At 40.9% G+C, this 22,973-nt stretch carries 18 protein-coding genes; 2 read left to right on the top strand and 16 right to left on the bottom strand.

What is annotated here, in order from left to right; translation table 11 throughout:
* Window position 1: 1 nt before the first annotated feature.
* The 7 genes from DX873_RS13865 to cyoE form a co-directional block, all read right to left on the bottom strand.
* Window positions 2-538 (bottom strand): DUF420 domain-containing protein, encoded by a 537-nt coding sequence (locus DX873_RS13865; RefSeq protein ID WP_116185076.1) that lies wholly within the window; start codon window positions 536-538, stop codon window positions 2-4.
* Window positions 535-1,278, bottom strand: a complete 744-nt coding sequence (locus DX873_RS13860; RefSeq protein WP_116185075.1) for an SCO family protein — start codon at window positions 1,276-1,278, stop codon at window positions 535-537. Before DX873_RS13860 ends, DX873_RS13865 begins: the two co-directional genes overlap by 4 nt.
* Complete coding sequence (locus tag DX873_RS13855; RefSeq protein ID WP_116185074.1) at window positions 1,256-1,891, bottom strand: hypothetical protein; 636 nt, start codon at window positions 1,889-1,891, stop codon at window positions 1,256-1,258. Before DX873_RS13855 ends, DX873_RS13860 begins: the two co-directional genes overlap by 23 nt.
* Before the next feature lie 70 nt (window positions 1,892-1,961).
* On the bottom strand, window positions 1,962-2,345 hold the full coding sequence (locus DX873_RS13850) for a cytochrome C oxidase subunit IV family protein (RefSeq protein WP_116185073.1): 384 nt from the start codon (window positions 2,343-2,345) through the stop codon (window positions 1,962-1,964).
* 19 nt (window positions 2,346-2,364) lie between these two features.
* The gene (locus tag DX873_RS13845; RefSeq protein WP_116185072.1) at window positions 2,365-3,339 is read right to left on the bottom strand and encodes a cytochrome c oxidase subunit 3; all 975 of its coding nucleotides are present in this window, start codon (window positions 3,337-3,339) and stop codon (window positions 2,365-2,367) included.
* 95 nt (window positions 3,340-3,434) lie between these two features.
* Window positions 3,435-4,016 (bottom strand): cytochrome c oxidase subunit 3, encoded by a 582-nt coding sequence (locus DX873_RS13840; protein WP_116185071.1) that lies wholly within the window; start codon window positions 4,014-4,016, stop codon window positions 3,435-3,437.
* A 3-nt stretch (window positions 4,017-4,019) separates the two neighbouring features.
* Window positions 4,020-4,922 carry a heme o synthase gene (cyoE, locus tag DX873_RS13835; protein WP_116185262.1) on the bottom strand — a complete coding sequence of 301 codons (903 nt, stop codon included), beginning with the start codon at window positions 4,920-4,922 and terminating at the stop codon, window positions 4,020-4,022.
* Between the two features lie 123 nt (window positions 4,923-5,045).
* Between cyoE and DX873_RS13830 the strand changes: the two genes are divergently transcribed.
* Window positions 5,046-5,933, top strand: a complete 888-nt coding sequence (locus DX873_RS13830; protein ID WP_313777748.1) for an MBL fold metallo-hydrolase — start codon at window positions 5,046-5,048, stop codon at window positions 5,931-5,933.
* A gap of 77 nt (window positions 5,934-6,010) precedes the next feature.
* Here the strand turns inward: DX873_RS13830 and DX873_RS13825 are convergent, their stop codons facing one another.
* The 8 genes from DX873_RS13825 to gtfA all read right to left on the bottom strand — a co-directional run bounded on the left by DX873_RS13825 (window position 6,011) and on the right by gtfA (window position 20,740).
* A complete protein-coding gene (locus DX873_RS13825; RefSeq protein WP_116185070.1) occupies window positions 6,011-6,715 on the bottom strand; it encodes an energy transducer TonB in 705 nt (234 codons plus the stop codon).
* A gap of 52 nt (window positions 6,716-6,767) precedes the next feature.
* Window positions 6,768-7,175, bottom strand: coding sequence for a VanZ family protein (locus tag DX873_RS13820; RefSeq protein ID WP_147296668.1), 408 nt, complete (start codon window positions 7,173-7,175; stop codon window positions 6,768-6,770).
* Window positions 7,168-7,548, bottom strand: a complete 381-nt coding sequence (gene gcvH, locus DX873_RS13815; protein ID WP_116185068.1) for a glycine cleavage system protein GcvH — start codon at window positions 7,546-7,548, stop codon at window positions 7,168-7,170. Before gcvH ends, DX873_RS13820 begins: the two co-directional genes overlap by 8 nt.
* Before the next feature lie 131 nt (window positions 7,549-7,679).
* Complete coding sequence (gene sov / locus DX873_RS13810; RefSeq protein ID WP_116185067.1) at window positions 7,680-14,828, bottom strand: T9SS outer membrane translocon Sov/SprA; 7,149 nt, start codon at window positions 14,826-14,828, stop codon at window positions 7,680-7,682.
* Window positions 14,829-14,833: 5 nt separating this feature from the next.
* Window positions 14,834-15,415, bottom strand: a complete 582-nt coding sequence (ruvA, locus tag DX873_RS13805) for a Holliday junction branch migration protein RuvA (RefSeq protein ID WP_116185260.1) — start codon at window positions 15,413-15,415, stop codon at window positions 14,834-14,836.
* 28 nt (window positions 15,416-15,443) lie between these two features.
* Window positions 15,444-17,738, bottom strand: a complete 2,295-nt coding sequence (locus tag DX873_RS13800) for an NADP-dependent malic enzyme (protein ID WP_116185066.1) — start codon at window positions 17,736-17,738, stop codon at window positions 15,444-15,446.
* 116 nt (window positions 17,739-17,854) lie between these two features.
* Window positions 17,855-19,108 (bottom strand): MFS transporter, encoded by a 1,254-nt coding sequence (locus DX873_RS13795; protein ID WP_232520938.1) that lies wholly within the window; start codon window positions 19,106-19,108, stop codon window positions 17,855-17,857.
* Between the two features lie 171 nt (window positions 19,109-19,279).
* Window positions 19,280-20,740, bottom strand: a complete 1,461-nt coding sequence (gtfA, locus tag DX873_RS13790; protein ID WP_116185065.1) for a sucrose phosphorylase — start codon at window positions 20,738-20,740, stop codon at window positions 19,280-19,282.
* A 281-nt stretch (window positions 20,741-21,021) separates the two neighbouring features.
* Here gtfA and DX873_RS13785 point away from each other — a divergent pair, with 281 nt between their 5' ends.
* Window positions 21,022-22,044: a LacI family DNA-binding transcriptional regulator gene (locus DX873_RS13785; protein ID WP_116185064.1), complete on the top strand. Its 1,023-nt coding sequence runs from the start codon at window positions 21,022-21,024 to the stop codon at window positions 22,042-22,044.
* On the opposite strand, the gene queG is transcribed toward DX873_RS13785, so the two are convergent.
* Complete coding sequence (queG, locus tag DX873_RS13780) at window positions 22,036-22,959, bottom strand: tRNA epoxyqueuosine(34) reductase QueG (protein WP_116185063.1); 924 nt, start codon at window positions 22,957-22,959, stop codon at window positions 22,036-22,038. The two genes, DX873_RS13785 and queG, sit on opposite strands and share 9 nt — an antisense overlap.
* Between the last annotated feature and the right edge of the window lie 14 nt (window positions 22,960-22,973).

Genomic DNA, 22,973 nt, shown 5'->3' with positions numbered 1-22,973 from the left:
CTCAATAGGGGTAGTAAGGAGAAATCATTAAATAGACCACCACTCCACTAATTGCCACATACAGCCATATTGGAAAGGTGAATTTTGCCCATAATCTGTGTACGGTATAATCTCCCAAATAGGCCTTGGAATACGTAATCAAAACCAATGGAACCACAGAGATGGAAAGTACAATATGGGTCAGCAGTAAAAAATAATACACATACTTAATAGCCCCTTCCCCTCCAAACACAGTAGTTTCAGAAGTCATGTGATACGCTACGTACATCACTAAAAATAGAGCGGATAATAGAATACAAGCTGTCATTAGTTTTTCATGCAGCTCTCTTTTTCCTTTTTTAATGGCCACTACGGCCATAATCAGAAGCACCGCAGTCAAACCATTGATTGAAGCATAAATGGGCGGTAAAAAACTTAAAGGTTCTGCATTTGGTATTTTATATGCGAACAGAAGCACAACCACCAATGGAATAGCAATGGATATAATGGTGATCCATCTGTTGAACCTTTTTTCCCTTATTGAAAATTCCTCTGTCATTCAGCCAATAATTTTTTAATGTCTTCTTTTAGTATGGTAATCTGCTGAGGTTCTCCTTCTGAATTTACGCCCTGTTTTTCGGTAATCGTACCACGATAATAAATCAATGGGTTTCCATGGGCATCACTTCGAGAGCGAATATACCCATTTTTGTCCACCAAGGCGAACATACCGGAGTGTTCAAATCCTCCAGGAGCATCTTCAGTTTCACTGGCAAAAATATAAAAGCCTTCTTGGGCCAAACCATAGATCTTGGACTGATTCCCAGTCATCAAATTCCAATCTTTGTCTGTGATACTATACTTTTCTGCGTATTTTTTAAGTACCGATGGGGTGTCATATCTAGGGTTAATAGTAAACGAGGCCACTCCAAATTCATCATAGTCTTTGAAGGTATTCTGCAGTTCTACCAAGTTTTTGGTCATTATAGGGCAAATGGTTGGGCAGGTAGTAAAGAAAAACTCCACAACGTACACTTTACCCAGATAGTCCTTATCAGAAACCATTACACTGTCTTGGTTTAAGAATGAGAAAGGGGGTACTTTTCTTTTTTTACCTTCGTTTAGGATAAATCCAACATCTTTTTGCATGGAGACTCCGCTCATGCGGTCATTGCTTACCACGGTATCGTCCTTTATCCTCTTCGTAATCTCGTACACCGCAAAAATCCCGAAAATCAGAATAATCGCAGACACCCAAACGTAAGTGTACTTCTTCTTATTGGTTGCTCCTGTTGGCATTGTTCTTTTTTAGGGCAAGACGATATTCAGCCAGTATAATCTTAACATCATCTTCCATTTTATTGTTCAATTCAGCAACTGACGAAGTGTTGAATCCATATTTGACCCCTTCATCTTCATCATCTTTTCTTCCCCTGAGGTTTCTATCCTTATCTATAATGAAGACATAAGGTGTAGAGAGGTCATCCTCCAAGGTTAGATTGGTTTTAAGTTGTTCAAAAAACAATCTGATCTCTTCTTTTGTTCCGTAAGCAAAGTTCCATTTGTCCACATTGGAAAGTTTACCCAGCTCCTGCTTTAAGTTTTCAATGGCCTCATTTTCCCCTTCCTCAACCAACATTACCATTTGAAAATCCATGAATTCACTAAATCTCTTGTATATTTTTTGATTGAGGTTAAAGGCATTTCCCTTTTTTTGTTCCACATCGCCTCCCAAGAATCCCAGAATGGTAATCTTATCCTTCAATATCACGTTTTCATCAATATCCGATAGAGCGGGAACTTGTTCCGTTAAAACTGGAAGTCTTCCAAAGTTGTTCACCCCTGATGCAAAAAACAGATAGGCCACCAGCGGAAAAATGAACAGGACCACTAAAACAAAAGCCTTTTTCATACGTGTTCAAACTTTGCAAAAATAAAAAAAGACGGTTGGAAAACCGTCTTTTACATATGTTAATACTCTTTTAGAAGTTCCAAGCCAGAAACCCGTCCTTGAATACATTGTAGATATAGTCTGCTTCAAAAAGCAGAATGAATATCAAATAACAGATCAAGAATATGGGCGTCCAAACTATAGCTCTTCTCAAGGAGCTTTTCTCATCGCGCAAATGCATAAAGTCCCATGCAATATAGTATGCCTTTACCAAGGTAAGGATGATGAATATCCAATTAAGGAGTTTCATTCCTATAAAGTAATTGTGGGTTAAAAAACGAGGTTTTGAAATACCCAAACCTACTTCAACAGCGGTTACTATGGTAAGGAAAACCAATACGCCCCATATTTTTTGGGTATTGGACTTAAATTTTAAAAGACCTCTAAATATTTCGAGTTTATGTTCGTGTGCCATCTATCTAAAAAAGAATGTTTTATACCAAATAAAAGAATGTAAATACAAATACCCAGACCAAATCTACAAAGTGCCAGTACAGACCGACTTTTTCCACCATCTCATAATGGCCACGGCGCTCATAGGTACCCAAAATCACGTTGAAGAAAATAATGATATTGATCACTACACCAGAAAACACGTGGAAACCGTGGAATCCTGTAATGAAAAAGAAGAAGTCTGCAAACAGTCGGCTACCATATTCGTTATGGATAAGGTTTGCACCCTCTACAACCTGCATGGCCTGTGAAAGCTTTGATAGGGATTCTTGCCTATTCAATACTGTTTTCTCTCCTTCTTCATTAATAGTTTCTGTACGAATAAGGATATTTGGGGTTGCTTTAAATCCTTCCACAACCTCATTTAGGGAAAACGAAGTTTTATAACCTTCTCCTTGGAACCAAACACCTTGGTTCTTCATATGTTCAACTCGCTCCTCCGGTAATGTCTTTGCAAAGTCTGCCAGAGCAGCTCTTTCACCGGTTTCCGCATCTACAAACTGTAAAATCCTTCCTCCTTTGGTCTCTACCGCACCATAATCACCTTTTATAAAGGTTGCCCATTCCCATGCTTGCGAGCCAACGAAAATTGCACCTCCAATAACAGTCAAGAACATATACAGGATGACCTTCTTCTGCATCATTTTGTGTCCTGCATCTACAGCAAGTACCATAGTCACAGAAGACATAATAAGTATAAAGGTCATGAATGCCACATAGTACATGGGGTAATTCCCGTGGAAGAAAGGAACGTGAGTAAAGACTTCATCCGCTATAGGCCAGGTCTCGATAAATTTAAACCTAGAAAAACCATAAGACACCAAGAAACCTGAGAAGGTCAAGGCATCAGAGACAATGAAGAACCACATCATCATTTTTCCATAACTAGCGTTCAACGGGCGGTTTCCGCCTCCCCAAACACTGTCCTCTGTACCGGTAGTTACCGTTGTATCCATATATCTAAGGTCGTTTTTAATAAAATTTTCACAAATTTACATTTTTTGATGTATTGAAAAAGATAAAGTTAAAGTAAAACTGTTTCTACAAAAATTTATTTCACGAAATACATAAATAGTATTAGGTAAATCCATAGAAAATCCAAGAAATGCCAGAAGGTGGCACCCAATTCCAATCCCAACATGTCATCGGGCATGTATTTTCCCCTGATTTGCTGAACAAAAACCACCAACAAAGAGACCAATCCGGCCACCACGTGGACAATGTGGACCGCAGCTATAAGGAAAACATAGGACATTTTAATACTACTTGTGGGCCCTGTAAAGTAGTACCCGTTTTCCAACATCTGGGAGAACCCAAAAAATTGTAGTACAATAAATGTAATCCCCAAAAGCAGGGTAATTATTAAAAAAGTGGTCGCTTGCCGTTGCCCATTTCTACGGACCGCTTGTTTGGCCATAAAATACGTGATGCTACTCAATATTATGATTGCAGTACTCACAAAAAAGGCCTGGGGAAGTTCCAGATCGCTTATCCAGTCATCTCTTTTACTACTTACAATATAGGCGCTTGTCCAACCGGCAAATCCCATAATCAGGCTAACTATGCCAAACCAGAGCATCATTTTCTTGGCCCGTCTGTTTTTTTCCTCCGCTGTTCCCTGGGTCAAATCCATAATCTAACTGATAAACTTATCTAAAACGTAAACAATCTGTATTAAAGAAATATAGGTGACACTGGCCAACATTAATCGCCTGGCAGCACCATTATCTCGCTTCTCGTAAAGGCGAAATGCAAAAACCAACATGACCAATCCGGCCATCAAAACCACTACTGCTGCAGGTATGGACAGATGCAATCTACCAGTAAATCCGAAGACCGGCATAATGGAAATAACTATCATCCAAATGGTGTACAAGATTATTTGCAGTGCCGTTCCCGCATCTTTTTTTCCTGTTGGCAACATCTTAAATCCGCCTTTTCTGTAGTCTTCATCCAACATCCATCCCAATGCCCAAAAATGAGGGAATTGCCAAAAAAACTGGACCATGAACAATGTTCCAGGCTCAATGCCAAAATCGTTTGTAGCTGCCACCCAACCCAACATAAATGGGATAGCTCCAGGAATGGCCCCAACAAAAACCGAAAGTGGCGTCTTTGTCTTTAGTGGGGTATAAACACTGGTGTACAGAAAAATGGATATTGCCCCAAACATGGCAGTTTTAGGGTTAAGAATATATAAGGTAACCACTCCCAAGAGAGTCATTAATATTGCTATGGTCAAAGCAGTGCGAACCGACATCCGTCCCGAAGGCAAAGGGCGATTCTTGGTCCGCTTCATTATAGCATCCAAATCCTTTTCAATAATTTGGTTGTACGCATTGGAAGCACCAACCATACAATACCCACCAAATGCAAGTAGTGCAATGGATACAATATCCAATTTCGTGGCACCCAAGAAATATCCTGCAATAGAGGAAAATACCACACTGACTGCCAACTTGGCTTTGGTGATTTCCTTGAATTCAGATAGAACAAAGGAGAGGGAATTGCTTTTTACTGAGCCTACGGCTGATTTCATCCACGAACTTAATTGGCTGGCAAAGATAGGGTCGATGCTATTCTTTTCCAACCCGTTGACTGTGTTTGTGTTATTTTTGAGGAAAGACAACGTCTTAACTAAGACCAATCCAAATTGATGAATATGTACAGAATTACACTCTTTGCCCTTTGTATTTTTTCAGGATGTCTTAATGCCCAATATGAAAATGTTAGCATTTCGGTAGACACCTTAACGACTAAAACTTATATGCTTACCGGACGTGGTGGCAATATTGGAATCTACATAGGAGCCGATAAGGTTTTTATGATAGATGATCAGTTTGCTCCATTGAGCGAGAAAATCAAAACAACAATCTCTTCGTTAACGGATAAACCTATCGCCTATTTGGTAAATACCCATATGCATGGAGATCATACTGGTGGAAACAGCAACTTCAATTCTAAAACCACAACCCTGGTAGCCCAAGACAATGTACGGAAACGGTTAATTGAACGTGGCCTTAAGAATGTCTCTGAGCAAAAAATGTCGCAAAAAGATTACGAAAAGAGCCTCCCCGAAATTACGTTTTCCAAGGGCATGACCTTTTTTGATGGAGAAGAGACCATTATGCTTTTTCATGTGCACAATGCCCATACTGATGGGGATACCATGGTGTATTTTGTAAATGAGAACGTCCTCCACATGGGAGATACGTACTTTGCGGGTCGCTATCCTTATATAGACCTGAACAATGGTGGCAGTATTGACGGTTATATCGCTGCACATCGAAAGGTTTTACCCATTATTGACGAAAAGACCCAGATAATTCCTGGCCATGGAAGGCCTTCAACCAAGAGCGAGCTTGAAGCTTATGTAAAGATTTTGGAAGACCTCCGTTCTCTCGTTCAAAAAGAAATAGCTGCAGGAAAGTCCTTGGAAGATGTAAAAGGAAATTCTTCCCTTACATCAAAATACGATAGCACCCATGGCAATGGATACATCAAACCTGACCGAATGAGGGAAACCATCTACAACAGCCTAAAGAAATGATTCAATAAAAAAGCCCTGATGAAAAAACATCAGGGCTTTTTCAAATTCCCCATCTCAACAGGGAATTATAAATATTGTTACTGTAGCTTAAAGGTAATTGGAATACTGAAAGGTACTTTTACCGCTCTTCCTCTTTGTTTTCCAGGAGTCATCTTAGGCAGCTTTTGAATAATTCTCAAAGCTTCCGCCTCTAGGTTTTTATCCGGACCACGCATTCTAATGTTACCTATACTTCCATCTTTTTGAATAACGAAGATTACATTCACCCGTCCTTGCACTCCCATTTCTTGTGCGATTTCTGGATAACGGAAGTTTTTACGAATGTGCTTCTGCATCATTTCTTGGAAACATGCTTTTTTATCCCCTGCCCTTTCACAGCCAGGAAATACTGGAACGTCTTCAATAACCGCAAATGGAACCGAAATATCTTCTTCTACCTCTTCCACTTCTACCTCTTCTACCTCAATAACCTCTTCTTCTTGGCTAGTCTCCGTAGATTCGATAACAGTTTCCTCAACCTCTTCTTCATCTTCCACAACCTCGATTACCTCTGGCGCTGCAGGTGGTGGCGGTGGCGGTGGAGTTTTTATTTGCTCTGTCATTGGCACCTCTTCATCCAATTGGTCCTCAACGTTCAAAGCGATGTCATAATCATTGGCCTTATCATATTTTTTCCACTCCATGGCTCCATAAACCAACCCCAAAACAGCCGCCAAACCTATAACAAAATAGAGCGAACTGTTCTTTCCTACATCTGCTTTTGGATTCTTCTTTAGTTCCATCTTTTCAATTTTAATGTTTGCTAATTTAATATTTAATTGATTAAATAAGCAATTAAATTTTCCATTTTAACTGCCTTTCCTTAGAAAAATACCACCAAATCAGCCCAACTCCTGCAATTGTGCCAATGGTGTTTGCGAGGATATCCCCAAATTCTGCCATACGATCTACCGTCACCGTATGCTGCAATATCTCAATAAATATGCCATAGACAATCGCAATTAAAGCCGAATATCCAATGGCCCTGCCCATATGTATTTTTCCTTTTGAGCGCTCTCTAAAAAAGAGGCATGCCAAAATGCTAAAAATTAAATAAAAAACAAAATGTGTAATCTTGTCCGCAAAGGGAATCTCAATTTTACCCTTATCCAACTCCATTCCCGAAAAAGAAAATAAGCTGAGCAATGTAATGAACAGCACCCAGCTTATGAATAATAAGGTATACCTATTTCTTTTAAGCACCTATCAATGCTTTGTAATCTTCATCGCTCATTAAATCCCCAATTTCGGAATCGTCGCTTATCTTAATTTTAATCATCCAACCTTCACCATAAGGATCAGAGTTTACTTTTTCAGGCTCATCTTCAAGTGCTTCATTGAACTCAATGATTTCCCCGCTCAAGGGCAAAAAGAGATCGGAAACGGTCTTTACAGCCTCTACAGTCCCAAAAACTTCCTCCCTGTCCAATGTTTCATCTACGGTTTCCACTTCAACATAGACAATGTCGCCAAGCTCGCTTTGTGCGAAATCCGTAATGCCTACTGTGGCCACATCTCCTTCAATCTTTATCCACTCGTGGTCTTTGGTGTACTTTAATTCTGATGGTATGTTCATGCGTTTAACTTTGAATTAGTCTTAGTCCGTGAACAAATGTAATTGTTTGAGAATAGCTTTTCAAGGAATCTTGATAACAAAATTGTTAAGACCCGACAAAGGGCCAAGAATTTTAAATCAGACTGCCCTTTTTAGTTGCCAAAGTTGTACCTAAGGGTGAAGCCCGTATTGATGGTAGTTTGAGGGAATGCGGTGGATACGGCAAACTCAGAAAAGGAATGATCGTAGAAGAACAAAGCATTCAAACTTTTGCTCAACGCATAGTCCGCTGTAAACTTAATGGACATCAATTTTTGGCCGGATGTAATTTGATTATTATCTATATCCAGATTCCGGATAATGGTAATATTATCCCTAAGGGATAGATCTGCCTTTAAATTCAAATCTCCTTTTAACCTTGTTTTTTCTCCACCAATATTGGTCACAAACTTTACATCCTTAAATCTATATCCTAATCCCAAGGTATATTCTTTACCATTGATTTCGGTCAGTAGATTGTTATCAAAACTGAGGGAAAGTGTTCTGTCTGTTCTTACCTCGGCCAAAAAGCTAAAGGAATTCTTCATTTCAAAATCCATCCTCACCAAAGGATTGAACTGATCGGTCAATACTACATTATTAATGATATTTTCAGGTAGAAAATCTCCTGTTTCAGGGTCTACCGGGGCCAATCCTTCATTCAAAAATTGCTGCCTGGCCAAATTGGTCTGAAACGAATTGATACTATAGGCAGCGCGGTACCCATGACTCAATGAAAATCGTTTGAACTTCTTTTTGAACCATCGGTTTTTCATTAAACCAGTATACTTGATGTTCCAGTTTGGAATAGGAATTTCCCTGAAAGCATCCAAATTCACCCTGTTCACATCCTGACCAGTATAGGCCGCAAAGAATGCCGGCAACAATACCTCTTGCTGGGTTTTTCCGTATCGCTCTGGAAATCCATCTGGATCTAGAGTACCAGGATTTTCTCCTCTATCAGACACCAATCTATTGGCAACAGTGATTCTATTATCCTTAAACTGCTCAAAAGTCTTGGAATCAAACTCATCGCTCTTATTAAAAATAGTCCCGATCATCAAGGTCGATATACTGAAGTTTCCAAAATTATTGGGCGTCAGTGACCTATATGGTTGGTCCTGATCGGTAACATCAATGACAAAGTTCTCCTGAAGACTATTGGAAATCTGGCGATCTGCAGTAAAATCAATCGTTAAGTCCGGAGTAGGTTGCGCGGTTGCAGTAATGTTAAGCTGTTTGGTGGAATTTTGCATGAACTGCGAGTTGAATCCAGAGAAATCCGTTAACCATCCTCTACGCGCAGCTTCAAACCTAACATCTGCCTGACTACCAAAGACAAATCCTAATGTTGGTCTTGTGGTACCAATAAATCCAATGGATTGGGTATACCCCGGCAACACAGTTCCTCTATTTTCGCTATAGTTTACATTTACTCGCTTCACCATGGTTACAATATCTATCAACGTATTGTAAGCCTTGCTCGTCTTTTTAGGTGGTTTTTCATCAGTTGCATTGGCTGGATTCCCAGCTTTATCCCTGCGAACGGATGCCTGGGCCGCAGTTATTTTCCCATCGCGTTTTTTCAACCCCAAAAAGTCATAAAAACGCTGCATGCCCAAGTTGGCGGTCAAATTATGTGTGCTGGCATTTTGTACTGTATTGATTTGCTCCCCTGGATTTTCCGCCTGAACAACCTCGTTAAGGGCATCTCCTCCTCTTTGCCAATCAAAATTACTGGTGTAGGTATATTGGGCATTAATAAAATTGAGGAAAGGGAATTTGCTGAAAGGCAGCTCATAGTTCAACTGCATTTGTTGTGAATGCCTGTTGGGTTCACCAACATCAAAGAAACCATCCCAAAGGTCCAATGCCTGGTTAATACCAGAATCTGGGTCATCGTCCAAATTAAAATAGTTACGGACAATATTGTTGTTTGAGCTGGTAAGGTTCAACCTCAACGATTTTGTAATGCTGTAGTTCAGGGCATACTGCCAGTTAAAAAGGTAGTTTCGCTGTTGTAGCAATGGAAGCTCCAATGCTTCAACACCTGGTTCCAACACATCCCTAAAGCGCTGTTGGTTGAAAGATCGGTTATAGTTGGCATTTACTGATAAACTCGTGGGCAATATATTAAAGTTCAAATCTTTGAGCCATTGCCAATATCTTCCAGTGAAAAGTGAATCCTTTTTTGCAAACGGGGCCACTTGAGCCGGTTTAAAGTTGTGGTTGTATACAAATCCGGTGGTTACATTTTGATCACGAAGGTCCGCAACTTCAAAATCCCTGTGATTAGTTTCATTGTAAGAATAATTGAAGGTGAAGTTTTCCACATCAAAGAAATTTTCCTTGGCCTCTTCCCCTCTGTTCTTTCTTACTCCAATCAAATTGATGCTGGTTCTTTTTGTATAGTCCTCTGCCTGTTTTTTAATAGTTTCTGCCTCCTCGGCTGTGGTGGCAGCCGCAATTCGATCGTCCAATTTTAAATCATCATAAACAGGATCGAACTCGGGAGTGATCAATGTTTCGGAAATTCCATAATTAAATGGCAGTTGTAGGTTCCATTTTTTAGGGAACAACTGTCCAACATTTACATTGGTCACCACATCGTAGGAAATGGCATCTTCCCTGGAACGTTCATTGGGCATTTGATCTATGGAACCAAAACCGGATGTACTCTTGCTACCTGTTGCGGTGACATTGGCAAAATCGGCCATATTGGCGTCCAAGGCGGCTATTGCAGCCCAACCTCCGTTGTTGTCCAAACCGGCCAAGCGCAATTCATTGAACCATACCTCTCCCCTAGCGGGAAGGTCATCAATGTTTTTGATACCCACCATCATACCACGAATACTTCCCAAGGATGGGTTACCACGAATTCCTATCCGAAGTCTTCCCAAGGTTGTGGGTGCAAACTCATCCACAGGAACTGCTTCACCATCAATAATCTCATAATAATTGATGTCATTCAACGTCTGTTCGGCTATTCCTCTGGATTTAACCTTGTTCAAATCACTCAAGGCAATATCAATCTCGTTTACATCTGGCCAAATTTCATCTGGCGAAGTCACATTAAAAGGTGTAAACTGAAGGGGCAATTCTATCTGATAAAAATTTTCTGAGAAATCTGTTCCTATCCGAAGGAAACCGACCAAAGGTGTATCATCATCAGAATAATCGCCATTCAATATTTTTTCGGCGTGCATAAACATTTTGATTCGCTCATACTGACGCACATCTATATTTACATTCTTGAAAACTCCCCGTGAATCTTCAGGCTCCAAATTTTCGACCACAAATGACAATGATTGCTCATTTTGGCGAATAATAGTATTGTTATTGTTCAATTGCTCACGGACCACTCCGGGAGGAAGTACATATGGAATGGGTTGTCTTCCAAAATTTTCCTCGATGTTCACCGTATTCACATCGGTCACCGTGCCATCATCCGAAGGATCGTTATCCACATCAGGTTGCAAGGAATTGGTATAGGTACGCCAATCTCCCCGAACTAAATCCAATGTGGCAAAACGAAGTACCACATCATCCGAGAACCCGGTGAGATACATCCGCATAAAACTAACCGATCTAAAATCGGTAATTCCACCTACGGCATCGGTAAAATCACTCAATGGAATTTTATACTGAATCCATCTTCTGTTCAATCGTGTTCCATTGGGCAAAGTAGGTGTTTCCCCTTCGCGGATATCGGTTACATATTGATCATTAATTGTGGTATTGGGCCTGATCTGGATTCGGTACTCATAATAGCTGTTTACCGTATTCATGGTAAGGTCACGGTCAATATCCTCAACATCTGGTAACGTTGTGGAACCTCTATCCGTATTGGTTACAGAAACTGGTGAGTTACCATCTGGGTTATTGAAATCGATATAACGTTCCAAAATACCACCATCCCTGTTTAAATAGTATTGGTAGTTATCCAACGCGGGGTCTTCTGAAGGGCCATTATAAATGGCTTGTTCACCTGCATCATCCAAACCGTCAAGACCAACATCCTGTAAAGTTCTATTTGCTTCGTCCGCATCAAAAGCATACACTAGTGACTGGGTAGAGGGTACTTGACCCCATATCGTAGGTCTTGGCACTTCATTATTGGTACTGGCAGGCAATCCATTTTCATATTGCTTTCTTCCATCCTTAAGAATATCTTCTGAGATATTCCCAAGGTTTAGCACCAGCTCCCCAACGTTCGCTCCATTGGCCAGACCGTCCACATAAGGGTCCAACACCCAAAACTGAACAAATTCCACATTGGACTGCTCAAAATTGGTACTGCTCAATGGGCGCATGATTCCAGCCCACTTGTCCTCATCAGTTTCCGCTTCAAAATTTGGATTGGCATTGTACGGTCCTTTTTGATTCGGATAATATACAATGTCCAAGGTACTTTGAACCTGTGTTTGCCCTTGGGCAATATCGGTTTCAGTGAACACCTCATCTATGAAAACCCTACGGGTTGAGTTAAGGGAAATATCGTTATCCGAAAGTCCAGAAGGTCTTTGGTTCGTATAAAAAATAGGGTCGATGGTATACCAAGCCAACTTGGCCCTTTCGTAACCTACATCAATATCCGTTCGATCCTGTAAAAACTCCACTGGCGGGCTCGCCAAAGTCCATCCAAGTGAAGATCTAATATCAATAAGGGCCTGCGCACCTTCAAAATCGTCCAGATAAGTGGTAGTTTCTCCTTGGAAATCAGCATTTTTAGGTGAATTAGGCTTTAAAAATGCCACTTCTCCCCTTAAGGAAAGGTTAGACGGCACATCCGTATCAATATTAGGTAATTTGTTAGCGAGCCTTGTTAAAAAGGGAATCTCCGTGCTGAAGTTACCATTGAGTCCAAAAATGGTATTGTTTACAGGTTCTACACCAAAATTGGATTTTTGGGTAAGCGGTCGTTCATTTAGATTTAGAATAGTTCCACCCAATAAAAAATTGTCATTGAACTTATGTTCCACATTGATTCCAGTAAACCTTCGGGTCTGTTGCCCAAATACCGCATTATTCTCAACAGAAATATTGATCGGGGTATTGGATGCGGCCAAACTTGGGTCCAAAATCTGTACGGTACCCGCCTGGTAATTTACCGTATAGTCAATTCCTTCTTGCAACTGACGTCCTCCAGCGGTTACCCGCACCGAACCTCTAGGCACATTGAAGGCTCCAATGGGAATACCATTGTTCCCTTGCGATTTATATCGCCCTTTTAGTTGAAAACGGTTCTTTTCGGCATCTTGCAAAGAAGCCGCCTTGGTCTTGGCATACATGTTCCGGAATACATAACGCTGTTGGTTTACGTTGTACCCTTGATCGTTTTCCACATCATAAACTCCACCTCCCAATCGGTCAAACAAAAACTCTCCAAAAGGTTCAACTTTGGTGAAGATTATTCTCCCTGTCTGAGGGTCCACTGTTATACCGGGAACGAAATCAAAAAAACCATCTCCGCCAGGCTGTATATCGTTGTAAATATTAAGTCTATCCAGATTGAATACACTCAAGAGAATCTGTTCTTCAAGGCCTGAGGGCCAACCCGCATTGGGATCAACCGGGGTAATATAGTTTCTTGGTGTTGGATCTGAGTATAAAATATTTAGTTTGAAGTCTTCTTGATCTAATTGAAAAGCTCCCGTGGAATAGATGTTCTTCATCATCAAATCCCAAATGGGATCATCTACGTTGGTAATGTTGCTTTTCAACATTTTAAGAATCAACGTATTGTTTTCAATGATTGGATTGACGCCTCCTGAAACTGTTGTGGCATCCACTCCTCCATTGGCAAATTCACCTACCTGAAACACTTCACCATTAATGGTGTACTGGAAAGCCACACCCAAAACTTCATCGTTGCTCAGACGTTGGTTCAAGGAAATATACCCTAATTGGGAGTCAAACTGATAGTCCCTTCCCTGCTCCAGTTTTCTGGCATTCTCCAAAATGGCATAGTCAAAACCTTGGTTTACTTGATATCCTGGAATATTGAAGCCAGCCTCAACTGTTGCAATATCACGAATGGATTGTGTCAATGCGCCTGTTCCTATCTGATCAGGATCATAGGCATTTGCTCTATTTTGTGGAAGTCCTGAAGCAATTGCTCCTGGGTCGAAAAATCCGGCTGGATCTCCATTATTGATTCCAATACGAGTTCTGTCCTCCAACGCTTCTCCCAAATCTTGGATGGCTACCACGTTCCTGACGTTCAAGGTTTGCTGGTTTCTGTTGGTCACCCAAACCTCTAGTCGTGTAATTTGAACCTGACTTTGTATAAATGGATAATTTTCAAGAGCACGATCGTAGTTATCCCTAAAGTACTGTGCCAAGAAAAAGTGCCTATCCTCATCATAATCCAAGGCGGTAAGCGAAAACTCATTTAAAGTTCCACCACCCTGAGCTACTACAGTATTATTTTGTGAACGCTGCTCCGAGAAAACGGCGGTTACGGTTGTTTTACCAAATTGCAGCTGGGTCTTAACGCCAAAAAGACTTTGCGCTCCTGTTATCAAGGAACTGTTCAGGGGCATGTTTACGTTTCCTATTTCAATTTTTCGAAGAATATCATCCTCCGTAGGGGTATAGTCCAGTTTGACCAAATTCTGAAAATCGAAAGTGGCCTCGGTATCATAATTGGCTGTTACCTGAAGTCGTTCCCCCACTTTTCCCAGAAGACTTAGGCTTATGCGTTGGTCGAAGTCGAACGACAAGTTGGTTCGGTTCCTTGGGGATAGGGCAGGGTTATCGTTCTTCTGCCACAAAACTCCCAAGTCCATAGCTACGGAACCTTGAGGAATCACTTCAATGGTATTTCCTCCAAATATGGACTCAAAAAAGTTACTGTTCACATAGAAATTGGGCAGTAGGTTTTTTCTGGCTTCCTCACTACCTTCTTTTTTACCGGTAAACGCATCAATTTTTTGCTTGAAATAAGACTTCATCTGCTCCTTGCGGACCAAATCATAGTACTGATCTGGGGTAAGGATGATGGGATGGTTGATATTGAAATCGCCAATACTTTCTGTATATATGTATCGGTCTAATTTTGGATCATAAGTATACTTGGCAATGATGCTATCAGGGTTCTCCAAAATTAATTGACCCAAAGCAACACCGGTCTGAACTGAGTCCTGGACTTGCTCGTTGGTTTCCTGAGCCTTGATTGTGGTTAAGGTCAGAAAACATACAAAAAAGAAAATGTACTTAAAACTTGAAAGTTTAAGTATTGGTTTTGCCCCTCTTTTCAAACTAGTTACAAATTTTTCAGCGCCAATTTTATAATGTCCTCAACGCTTAGTGAAGGGTCTTGAGAAACTATCTTGTCGACAACCTTTTCAGACTGCCTTCTGACGAAACCAAGAACCTCTAAAGCAGATAACGCTTCTTCTTTGCCAGTATTGTTTGATTGGCGGGAAACTTCTGCCATATCCTGGACTTTTAAAATCTTGTCTTTTAGGTCCAAAATAACACGTTGTGCCGTCTTGGCTCCTATTCCTTTGATTGCCTGGATAGTACGAACATCTTCGTTAGCTATTGCGTCTCTTACGTCCGAAGGGGTCAATGAGGACAACATGGTTCTTGCGGTGCTGGAACCTACCCCCGAAACAGAGATCAACAACCTAAAAACTTCCCTTTCCGATCTTTCTGCAAAACCGAACAGGGTATGGGAGTCTTCCTTGACCAACAAGTGGGTGAAAAGTAATATGTTTTCTTGGTCCTTGAGTTGGGAAAACGTGTGAAGGGATATATTTAAAAAATAACCGACCCCGTTACATTCTACAATAACATAGGTTGGGTTTTTCTCGACCAATTTTCCTTTAAGATGGGTTATCATGGTGTAATCTTGGTGTTTCTTTACAAATTTATTCTCCCATTTTGGCTTTTCTTCTTTTTTCCCGCTCTTGGGCATCAATCACCGCAACTGCTGCCATATTCACCATTTCATCTACACTGGCCCCTAACTGCAATATGTGCGCAGATCTGCGCAGACCAACCATAATGGGACCTATTGACTCTGCATTGTGCAATCCTTTGAGGAGTTTGTAGGTAATATTTGCCGAGTCCAAATTAGGAAAGATTAGTGTATTTACCTTTTTGCCCGAAAGCTTGGAAAATGGAAAATTATTACGGCATAGCTCTTGATCAAGTGCAAAATCTGTCTGCACTTCCCCATCCACAACCAAATCCGGGTTCTGCTCATGTAATATTCTAACCGCTTCTTTAACTTTTTGAGCATTTGGGTGGCTTGAAGAGCCAAAGTTGGCATAAGACAACAAGGCCATTACTGGATTAAATCCAAAGGTCGATGCTACATTGGCTGTCATCTGGGCTATTTCCGCCAACTCCTCAGCATTTGGATCTACATTGATGGATGTGTCTGCCAAGAAAAGTGGACCTCTTTCCGTAATCATTATGTTTACCGTAGAGGCATTTTGAACTCCTTTTGCACGGCCTAAAACTTCAAAAACAGGTCGGAGTACCTTAGGGTAGGACCTGGAGTATCCAGAAATCATTCCATCAGCATCTCCTTCAAGCAGCATCATGGCGCCAAAATAATTGCGCTTACCCATATTAACACGGGCACTATACTTGGTTTCACCCTTTCGTTTTCTAGCTTCCCAATGTTTAAGTGCGTATTTGGTCCTCATATCACTGAATTCATCTGAACGAGGATCAATGATTGGCACTTCTGCATCAAAATCGAGTTCTTCCTTTAAGTTCTCAATAGTCTCCTTGTTCCCTAGCAAAATGGGTTGGGCAATGCCTTCTTCATATACAATCTGGGCGGCTTTCATTACATCTAAAAGCTCGGCTTCCGCAAAAACAATCCGCTTTGGGTTCATTTTGGCACGGTTGTGCAACAGCCTCACCACCTTGTTATCGTTACCTGACCTTAAATAGAGCTGTTCTTCATATTTTTTCCAATCCTCAATAGGCTCTTTGGCCACACCACTTTCCATAGCAGCTTTAGCTACTGCGGGTGGAATTTTTGTAATCAAACGGGGATCAAAAGGCTTAGGTATGATGTAGTCTTTGCCAAAGGTTAAGCGTGTGGCATCATATGCAATATTAACTTGCTCTGGAACTGGCTCCCGGGTAAGGTCCGCCAAGGCCCTAACTGCTGCCATCTTCATCGCCTCATTAATTTTGGTGGCCCTAACATCAAGCGCTCCTCTAAAAATAAATGGGAATCCCAATACATTGTTTACCTGATTGGGATGGTCAGATCGCCCAGTGGCCATTATGATATCATCCCTAGTCTTACAAGCTAAATTGTACTCAATCTCTGGATCGGGATTTGCCATAGCAAACACGATTGGATCCTTAGCCATGGATAAGAGCATTTCAGGGGAAAGGATATCGGCAATGGAAAGCCCAATGAACACATCGGCATCCTTCATGGCCTCCCCCAAGCTATCAATTTTTCGGGCTGTTGCGAACTCTTCTTTCTCCTTGGTCAGTCCTTCTCTATCTTTTCTGATAACACCCTTGCTATCCAGCATAACAATATTTTCGGCACTGGCCCCAAAAGCTTTGTAGAGCCTTGTGCAGGATACCGCAGCAGCTCCAGCACCACTTACCACAATCTTGACATCTTCAATTTTTTTATCGGCAATTTCAAGGGCATTCAAGAGTGCAGCTGCAGAAATTATTGCCGTTCCATGCTGATCATCGTGCATTACGGGAATATCCAATTCCTCTTTTAGACGTTTTTCAATCTCAAAGGCTTCTGGAGCTTTAATATCCTCAAGATTAATACCCCCAAAAGTGGGCGCAATGGTCTTCACGGTCTCAATGAATTTTTCCACATCCGTGGTATCCAATTCAATATCAATTCCGTCAATATCTGCAAAGATTTTGAAGAGCAGGCTTTTCCCTTCCATGACAGGTTTTGAAGCTTCAGGCCCAATATTACCCAATCCCAAAACAGCGGTTCCATTGGAAATTACTGCTACAATGTTTCCTTTTGCGGTATACCTATAGACTTCATCTTTGTTCTTTTCAATTTCCAGACAAGGCTCCGCAACCCCGGGAGAGTAGGCCAATGCCAAATCACGTTGCGTGGCATATGGTTTAGTGGGTACTACTTTTATCTTTCCAGGCTGGGGTTTTGCATGGTAGAGTAATGCTTCCCTTCGTTGTTTCTCTTTGCTCATACCTCTATTTTGAATCGGTAAATTTATGGCATTCCTTTAGATAAATACCAAAAAACAATTCTGTCCTTTACTGAAGGGCAGTTCTATAAGATTGGATTTTTATCCAGTGACCCCGGTTACTCCTTAGAAGTATTTAATCTTGTGGCCAAAATGGAAGCAACTACAAAACACGCGCCAGCAAAGAACATGGCATTAACGGAGTTGGCTCCCAGCAAGTTTTTAAAGATCGGACCAAAACTCAAGGTCTGAATCCCCATAGGGATTACAATCATCATATTTAAAATACCCATATAAACACCTCTTCTTTCTTGAGGAACTATTTTGGATACCATGCTATAAGGAATACCCATCATAGCTGCCCAACCAATTCCGAACAATACCATTGGGAACAAAACATAGACCGGGTCAGCTATATTAGGAATGGCAAACAAGGCCAAACCAGTCCCCAACAAACTGATGGCGTATATCTTTTTACCTCCGAACCTCATGGTCAACGGTACTAAAATCAACGCGACTACCGCCGTCACCACATTATATGTGGTACTCATTTTTGCCGCTTGGGCCGCAGCCTCAGATGTATCAAACCCCATGGTTGACCTAAATAAAGGGGTAATAAACTGCCAATAAATGAAAAGTGCATACCATTGAAACAGGTATACTCCAGACAATTTCCACATGAATTTTGGCATTTCCTTTACTGCATCTGCAATTTCCTTGAAAGGCATTTTAAACCGCTCTATAAACGGCATGGCCTTATGCCTGTTGATTTCTTCCAATTCCTCATCGGACGGAGGTATTTCCGGAGTCTTCAATACAGACCATAAAATAGTTGCAACAGACAGGAACGAGCCAATAAAGAACGAATAGTACAACCATTTGGGGATTGTTCCTTCTACCTCCTGGCCTCCACCAAACCAATCTTGGAACAAGAAAATAGAAGCATTGGCCAAAAGAATACCGGCCCCCACAAACAAACTTTGCATTTGATAACCAATACTCAACTGGCTATCTGGCAACTTATCTCCCACAAAAGCACGATAGGGCTCCATGGCCATGTTGTTCCCAACATCCAAAATCCATAATAACCCAACCGCGAACCAAAGTGCCGGACTTAAAGGGAACGCAAACAGACATAAACTTCCCAAGACAGCACCAATCAAGAAAAAAGGTTTTCTTCTGCCCCACCTTGGCGACCATGTCTTATCTGAAATGGCCCCAATTATGGGCTGTACAATCAAGCCTGTTACAGGACCTGCAATATTTAAGATGGGCAAAATCTCCTCTGCCGCTCCCAAGAAAAGAAAAATAGGGTTTATTGCACTTTGCTGAAGACCAAAGCTGTATTGTATCCCGAGAAATCCGACATTCATGTTAAATATTTGCCAGAAATTCAACCGGGGTTTTATGATTTTTGCCATTATTTGAGATGTTAGTTTGTTCTGGTTGGTGAATTGAATGTCCGCATACACAATTCATCAACAATATAGGGTTTTAATGGTTCCCTAGAAAATTGAATTCATATCATTATCATGGTTATGATATCAGTTGCTCATCAATGTTGCTGCTTTGCCCATTTGAGTTCCCTTAATTTCAAACTTTTCATTTTTTAGGTTAACCTTGAGGGATATCCATTCAATTTCCTTGGTCCAAGTTATTTCCAAACTGTCTTCATTGGTTTCTCCCAATTTGAATTCGCCATTAAACGCTTCATGTCCATTCCTGAGCTTCATTAGCTTTGATAACTTTTTGAATTGATCCCCTCCTATCTTATCTAGAATTTCATCTTTGGTGTAATAATGACGATTAATGTCTCTACCTACGTTGGTGCTGGCCAAAAGTTCCATATCGTTCTCATCTCCAAACACGCCAACATAATATACCTGAGGAACACCTGGCACAAAAAATTGAATGGCTCGAGCTATCAAATAGGCATTTTCATTCTTTCCCAAGGCTTCAAAGTAAGTGCAATTTACTTGGTACAGATCCAAATTTGAAGCAGCTGCCCCTGTGGCCTTTCGACTTCTTTCTTCGCTGTTCTTATGAATTTGGTCCACTATTCCCTCTAAAGTCTGATCAGGAATCAATCCTTCTTGCCCATTTTCTGAAGCCACATCCACTATTCCTATTCCATCGTGAGTGTCCAATACAGTCACCACATTTCTAGGCGCTATTTCTAGCCAATGCTTTAAATTCTTGGCCGTTTTGTTGAACAAGGTATCCAGGACCAAAACCGGTAGTGCAAAATCATAAACGTAATCTACCTTTTGGGCTATCTTAATCTGGGTCTTGTAGTATGAATGTATCTCTACCAGCACTTCAATGCCATAGGTTTTGGCTTTTTGTGTAAGCTCATCTATGAAATCAAAGGTTTCTGGAATCATGAAGCACGAGGTTCCCGGTTTCTTAATGGCGTATCCTGCAGCATCCAATCGTATCATGGAGATGCCAGCTTGCTGATAAAGACCCAAAATAGAATCCAAATACTCAAGTCCGGACTTTGAGTTGACATCGATATCAATCTGTTTTGGAGTAAATGTGGTCCAAATCAATCTTTGGGTTCCATCGGCCATGCGATATTTGGTAAAAGGAAAACCTGGTCGCGGTCGGTAGATAGACAGTAAATCTTCTTCATTAGCTCCCTGTGGAAAAACTTTTTCAAAGGTCAAAAAAAGTGGTGCATATTCTGAATCATCTCCATGTTCCAAAAAGTGTTTGAACTCGGTAGAATCTGCAGACACATGGTTTACGATAAGATCTGCCATGATGTCCATATTTTGACCCAGGTTTCCAACATTCGTCCAATCTCCCAATCTTGGGTCCACTTTTTTATGGTCAATGGGATCAAAACCGGCATCTTCCCCATCTATTGGGTCAAAAAAAGGTAGAACATGAACCCCTCCAAACAGTCCGCTAAGTTCATGTTGCAATAGTTGATTGAGTTCTTCAAAATTGGAACAACCTATACGGTCCACATAGGTTATCAATTGTATTTGGTTCTTCATAGGGTATCCAATTTTTTGTTTTTCAATGCCAAAGATGTAAACGCAAAGAGTGAAAGTGTATTTAGTACTTTCACTCCTTTATCAACTTACATTACACCAAACTTGCTGAGCTACAATCGCTTGACCTAACTCAAATAATCCCGCTTAACGGATCATCAATCCTCTAATTTAGGATTTGTAAAGTATTTTAGACAGTTTTTCTGAACGAAAACGTTTTCGATTCTGTCAATATCCCTTTTTTGTACCTTTGTATTTGATTACTTTCCTATTATTTCTGAACGATGAGCAGGACCACGCTACAACAAATCGCCCTTAGTTTGGACATTTCGGTGACCACTGTCTCCAAAGCTCTACGGTCCTATCCAGATGTAAGCAAAAAGACCATTGAAAAGGTGAAAGCTGCAGCGGAATTGCTCAATTACAAACCAAATACTTTTGCGGTAAACCTAAGGACCCAAGAATCAAAAACCATAGGTTTGGTAATCCCAGAAATTGTGCATCAATTTTTTTCCAGTGTTGTAAAGGGAGTAATTGAAGAGGCTGAAAAAAATGGATATACGGTGATTGTACTACAATCCAGTCAAAATACAGAAATTGAGAAAAAGAGAATCGAGTTCCTTATAAATAAACAGGTTGATGGAATCCTCATTGCACTTGCAGACGACACCGTAGAATATTATCATTTGTTTGAAGCCCAAGCCATCGACCTTCCGATTGTAATGTTCGACAAAATTGGAAAGACCGTACCTTGTTCCAAAGTGATTATTGATGATCTTAGGGCAGGTTATGAAGCGACCAAACACCTCATTGATTGTGGCTGCACCAAAATTGCCCATTTTAGAGGACCGTTGACTTCCCAAAATTCCATAGATCGATATCATGGGTACAAAAAGGCCCTTGAGGAGTACAATCTGGAGTTTGATGAATCCAATGTCTACCACTGTAAGGAAATGAGCTTTGAAATAGGAAAAGAAAATGCCAGAAAACTCCTTAACCACAGAAATGGGGTAGACGGAATATTCGTAAATACCGATATGATTGCGGTTGGTGCCATTACAGAATTGAAAGAACATGGCATAAACATCCCAGAAGACATTCGTATTATCGGGTTTGGCAACTGGTTTTTATCCTCTGTAATCACTCCTTCTTTGTCCACGGTGGAGCAACCCAGCTATACCATGGGCAAAATTGCCTTTAACACCTTATTTTCAGAGTTGAACAAACATAAAGAAAACCAACATGTGGAGCACGAAACCATTATTTTGCCCACTGAAATAATTGCTAGAGAATCTACCCTAGCTTGAAATGAAGTTGATGTTTCTTTGTAGACCAGAAAATTTGGTTCGCTTAACTGCCGATTTCTTGAATATTTTTTGAAATACCTCTTGGGTAATCTCTTCCCAATCTTTCTTTGTCATGGACAACAAATCTGGGTGCGGATTAAATAGAGGTTCTTGGTGTGGTTTTGAAAAACGGTTCCAAGGGCAGACATCTTGGCAAACATCACAACCAAACATCCAATCCTCAAATTTGCCTTGAAATTCTGATGGAATCTCATTTTTTAACTCAATGGTAAAATATGAGATGCACTTGCTTCCATCCACCACATAAGGTTCCACAATTGCTTCCGTAGGGCAAGCATCAATACATGCCGTACAGGTACCGCAATGGTCAGTTACTGGACTATCATATTCCAAATCCAAATCAACAATCAACTCAGCAATAAAATAGAACGAACCTACCTGTTGGGTAAGAAGATTGCTATGCTTTCCTATCCATCCCAGTCCGCTGCGGGCAGCCCAAGCTTTATCCAGAACCGGGGCTGAATCAACAAAAGCACGACCATGGACTTCCCCAATTTCTTCTTGAACAAATTGCAGCAAGGATTTGAGCTTATCCTTTATCACGAAGTGATAATCCGTTCCGTAGGCATATTTGGAAATTTTATAGGAATCAGAAACCTGTTTCTCTGAAGGAAAATAATTCAACAACAATGAGATTACAGATTTTGCGCCATCAACAAGCTTAGTGGGATCCAAACGCTTATCGAAATGGTTCTCCATATACCCCATCTCCCCATGCATTCCTTTCCCCAACCATTTTTCTAGGCGAGGAGCCTCTTCCTCCAGAAATTCTGCTTTTGAGATTCCACATGACAAAAAACCGAGGCGCTTGGCTTCGGTCTTGATCAATTGGGTATGTTTTTCCTTGATATTCATGGGGTCAGGCTGAG

The organism is Flagellimonas nanhaiensis (genome assembly GCF_003382275.1).
GTDB lineage: Bacteria > Bacteroidota > Bacteroidia > Flavobacteriales > Flavobacteriaceae > Flagellimonas > Flagellimonas nanhaiensis.
This window is presented reverse-complemented; position numbering and strand designations above follow the sequence as displayed.